Source organism: Polynucleobacter sp. 39-46-10 (assembly GCF_002282275.1).
Genome location: NZ_NCJB01000194.1, coordinates 1 through 4,466 on the forward strand (window position 1 = coordinate 1; position 4,466 = coordinate 4,466).

Here is a 4,466-nt window from a genome sequence, read left to right on the forward strand (position 1 = left end):
TCAAAAACTCATCGATATCGATATCGAAGCTGCCGGTCGTGAACAACGCAAAGGCAATATTTACAAAGGTGTTATTACCCGCATTGAGCCTTCGCTCGAGGCTTGCTTTGTAAATTACGGCGAAGAACGCCATGGCTTCCTGCCATTTAAAGAAGTTGCCCGCACCTACTTTAAAGAGGGTATTGATGTCCGTAATGCCTCTATTAAGGATGCATTGCGTGAAGGCCAAGAAATCATTGTCCAGGTGGAAAAAGAAGAGCGTGGCCAAAAAGGTGCCGCACTCACTTCTTTTGTCTCGCTAGCAGGCCGCTATTTGGTATTAATGCCAAATAACCCACGTGGAGGCGGTGTTTCTCGTCGCATCGAAGGCGAAGATCGTCAAGAACTCCGTGAAGCAATGTCCCAATTACAAGTACCAGATGGTATGAGCATCATTGCTCGTACAGCCGGTATTGGCCGTGACGCCACTGAATTGCAATGGGATTTAAGCTATCTCATGCAGTTGTGGACAGCGATTGATGAAGCCGCTAAAGGCAATTCAGCGCCGCTATTGATTTACCTCGAATCCAGCTTAGTGATTCGTGCGATTCGTGATTACTTCCAACCAGATATTGGTGAGATCCTCATCGATACGGATGACATCTACGAGCAAGCTGCAGCCTTTATGTCTGTAGTAATGCCGGATAACTTGCCTAGAGTGAAGCGTTACCAGGACGATGTTCCATTGTTCTCCCGCTTCCAAATCGAGCATCAGATTGAAACTGCGTACTCACGTACCGTACCATTGCCATCCGGTGGCGCAATCGTGATTGACCATACTGAAGCTTTAGTTTCAGTAGACGTCAACTCTGCACGTGCAACCCGCGGCTCTGATATTGAAGAGACTGCAACCCGCACCAACTTGGAAGCTGCCGATGAAATCGCTCGTCAAGCACGTTTACGTGACTTGGGTGGCTTGATCGTGATCGACTTCATTGATATGGAATCGAGCAAGGCACAAAAGGATGTTGAGAATCGTTTGCGCGATGCTCTGCGCCATGACCGCGCTCGTGTCCAGATGGGTAAGATTTCCAAGTTTGGTTTGATGGAAATGTCACGCCAGCGTTTACGCCCTGCACTGTCTGAGGGTAGCCATGTAACCTGCCCACGTTGTAACGGTACAGGCCATATCCGCGATACCGAATCTTCTGCAGTGCAAGTCTTGCGCATCATCCAAGAAGAGGCAATGAAAGAAAAGACTGCCGCTATTCATTCACAAGTTCCAGTCGAAGTGGCTGCATTCTTGCTCAATGAGAAGCGCGCTGAAGTCATCAAGATTGAGACACGCTTCAAAGTCAATGTCTTAATGATTCCAAACAAGCATTTAGAAACTCCACATTACAAGCTTGAGCGTTTACGCCATGACGATCCGCGTCTTGACGATCAGAAGGCTAGCTATGTGATGGCTGAAGAAGCTGCTGCTGAACTCGAAACAGATACTGCAGTAAGTCGCAAAGATGCAGATGTCAAAGTTCGCCCAGAAGCTGCTGTTAAAGGTATTACGCCAAATGCACCAGCACCTGTAAGCCAGCCACGTCCTGCGCGCACTGAAAAAGCTAGTACTGAAACTGCTAGCTCCGGTGGATTCTTTGGATTTATTAAGAGCCTATTCTCTTCAACGCCTGCGCCAGAAGTGAAGCCTGCTCCAAGCGCACCACGTGGTCGCAATCAAAACAATCGCAACGGCAATAACCGCAACCGTGGTCGTCGTGGCGAACGTAGTGATCGCGGTGAGCGTCCAGTTGAAGGTGCAGCAAGCGCCGAAGGTACAAATGCTCCACGCGAAGCGGGTTCAAGTAGAGGTCGTCAAGATGGTCGCAACCGCAATGGCAATAACGGCAATCGCAATCAAAATCCAAGACCAGAAAATCCAGCTGCGGTAACTCCAGCTACTGAGGCTGCTCCAGGTACTGATACAGCACCAAGTGCGGATGGTGAAGAGCGTCGTGGTCGTGGTCGTAACCGTCGTGGTCGTGGTCGTGGTCAACGTGGTGAGCGCACCGAGTCTACTGGTGATGCAGCGATTGCTTCTGTTGTTGCAGCAGCAACTTCATTTTCAGGACCCCCAGTAGGAATGGCTGGTGCATCTGCTTCCATGCCGATTCAGAATATCGCTCAAAGCTTTGGAAACACTGTTGCTCTAGTAGCTTCAAATGATGTGAAAGAGCGTGCACCTCGCGCACCCAGAGAGCCAAGAGAGCAACGTGCACCGCGTCAAAGCAATCGCCCTGATAACGCTGCAACAGCCCCTACCGCACAGGCAGTGGTCACATCAGTAACAGCAGCTGCAATTGAAGTCATTGCTAAGCCAGCACCTGAGCTTCCTAAGGTTGCCTTCCAAGCACTCGAAGAGACTCCATTGCATAGCGTGGTTCAGTCTGCTGGTATGGTCTGGGTGGCCACAGACTCTAGTAAGCATCAAGAAGCGCAATCGCAAATCAAAGCTGAGCCAGAAGTTTTGCCTATGGGTAGAACTCCAAAGGCTCCTGTTAACTTGCAAACTGGTCCAATGGTTTTAGTTGAAACCGGCGGCCAAGAAAAAACGGTTTAATCCAATTTCTCCAGACTGCTATTTATCCCACAAGGATATTTGGCAGTTTGGCAGAAACACCGTTTCACAGCCATAATGAGACATGGTTGAAAAAGTCATTCCCATACGTGTAGATGAAGGCAAAGGCCTTACGCCGTCCATTCCTGGGCAGCTTGTTGCCGCCAACACTTCAAGCAAAGATACTCGTGGGCGCCCTCTTCGTGATTTACGAATCTCCGTAACCGATCGATGTAATTTCCGCTGCACCTATTGCATGCCTAAGGAAATCTTCGATAAAGACTATCCCTATCTCTCTCATAGTGATTTACTGAGCTTTGAAGAGATTACTCGCCTTACAACGATCTTTGCTTCTCTGGGTGTAGAAAAAATTCGCCTCACTGGTGGCGAGCCTTTGCTGCGTAAAAATCTTGAAGTACTTGTTGAAATGCTCGCCAAGATTCGTACTACGACAAATCAAGCACTTGATCTAACACTCACTACCAATGGCAGCATATTACGCAAGAAGGCTGCCGCATTGAAAGCAGCAGGCTTGCAGCGTCTGACGATTAGCCTTGATGGATTGAACGACGACATCTTCAAAAAAATGAATGATGTCGACTTCCCAGTTACGGATGTACTTGATGGAATTGCTGCAGCTCAAGAAGCAGGCTTCACTAATCTCAAAGTCAATATGGTTGTGAAGAAGGGTACAAACGATCAAGAGATTATTAGCATGGCCAAGCACTTCAAAGGCAGCGGCATAACACTACGCTTTATTGAATTTATGGACGTAGGTAGCTCTAACGGCTGGGATATGTCACAAGTACTTCCCTCGCAAGAAGTTGCCAATCGTATCAACGCAATCTTTCCGATTGAACCTATTGAGGCTAATTATCCTGGTGAAGTAGCTCAGCGCTGGCGTTATCTTGATGGCTCTGGTGAGATTGGCTTTATTTCCAGTGTCACACAAACTTTCTGCCATGAATGCACGCGAGCTCGCATTTCTACTGATGGTCAACTCTATCTTTGCTTATTTGCAAATGAAGGTTTTGATTTCAAAACGCTCTTGCGTTCTGGTAGAAGCGATTTAGAAATTGCCAACGCCATCATGTCTACATGGTCCGGACGCAATGATCACTATTCAGAAATTCGGGGATCCAATACCGCTGAATTGAAATCTGCTCGCAAGGTAGAAATGTCTTACATCGGCGGCTAATGATTACCTCTGAACACATTACTGGACTCATTTTGGCGGGAGGTCGCGCCCAAAGAATGGGTGGCATCGATAAAGGTTTAATTCCCTTTCATGGCAAGCCTCTAATTGAATCTGCCATTAGTCGACTCAAGCCTCAAGTTAGCACCATTCTGATTAATGCCAACCGCAGCATTACCAAGTATGCACACTATGGTTACCCGGTATTCATGGATGAAACCCCCGACTTCTCCGGCCCCTTAGCTGGTTTTTCAGTGGGTCTCAAGCACTGCAAAACACCTTATCTGCTTACATCACCCTGCGACTCCCCTTTATTGCCGGACGATCTTGCCCAAAAAATGGCAGCTGAACTCGAGGGCAATAATTTAGAACTAGTCTTTGCTTCCACAACGGAGGACGATGGCAAGATTTGGTCTCAGCCTGTCTTCTGCTTAATGAAAAGCAGTTTGAAAGACTCTTTAGATTCCTTTTTAAGTAAAGGCGATTTAAAAATTGATCGCTGGTTTAAAGAGTTGCAATCTGGCACGGTAGTTTTTGAAAATCCACAAGCGTTTGCCAATGTGAACACACCAGAAGAGTTAGCAGTTTTAGAAAAAATATCTTCATGTCAAACTTAAAGCACATACCTCCAAGTGATCCGATTTATATCAGTGGCTCACTACATGTAGACCAAGCTCGCATAGC

3 protein-coding genes are annotated in these 4,466 nt (G+C 47.4%); all 3 read left to right on the forward strand.

Annotated features, from left to right (window positions below; translation table 11 throughout):
- Window positions 1–2,590 (forward strand): Rne/Rng family ribonuclease (locus tag B7X71_RS12330; RefSeq protein ID WP_293600879.1); only part of this gene is annotated, 2,590 nt, incomplete at its 5' end.
- A gap of 82 nt (window positions 2,591–2,672) precedes the next feature.
- Window positions 2,673–3,785, forward strand: coding sequence for a GTP 3',8-cyclase MoaA (moaA, locus tag B7X71_RS12335; protein WP_293598950.1), 1,113 nt, complete (start codon window positions 2,673–2,675; stop codon window positions 3,783–3,785).
- Window positions 3,785–4,399, forward strand: a complete 615-nt coding sequence (gene mobA, locus B7X71_RS12340; protein ID WP_293598949.1) for a molybdenum cofactor guanylyltransferase MobA — start codon at window positions 3,785–3,787, stop codon at window positions 4,397–4,399. Before moaA ends, mobA begins: the two co-directional genes overlap by 1 nt.
- The last annotated feature ends 67 nt before the right edge of the window (window positions 4,400–4,466 follow it).